The sequence below is a fragment of the Halomonas marinisediminis genome, assembly GCF_004347715.1.
In the GTDB taxonomy this organism is placed as follows: domain Bacteria; phylum Pseudomonadota; class Gammaproteobacteria; order Pseudomonadales; family Halomonadaceae; genus Halomonas; species Halomonas icarae.
Genome location: NZ_SLTR01000690.1, coordinates 1 through 234, shown reverse-complemented (window position 1 = coordinate 234; position 234 = coordinate 1). Strand labels below are relative to the sequence as shown.

Annotated in this window: 1 protein-coding gene; it reads left to right on the top strand. The window is 72.2% G+C overall.

What is annotated here, in order from left to right; translation table 11 throughout:
* Nucleotides 1-234, top strand: a 234-nt coding sequence (locus E0702_RS18250; RefSeq protein ID WP_205742137.1) for a DUF5930 domain-containing protein, incomplete at both ends; no start/stop codon positions are given.

Genomic DNA, 234 nt, shown 5'->3' with positions numbered 1-234 from the left:
CCAGCGGCACGCAGGCTGTTCTGGCCGTGGGCGGTGTCGGGTTGCTGGGCTGGACCACCTTCGCCTCGGCCATGGTGCTGATCGCCGCCCTCGGCGCGGGGGATTCCCGCGACCAGGCGCTGCGCGACCAGCAGATGTATGCCGAACGGCTCAACGCCCTGTCCGAAGAACGTGACGCCCGCGCCGCGGAGGCCCGCGCCGCGCAGGAACGGTTCGCCGCAGCCCTCCAGAAAG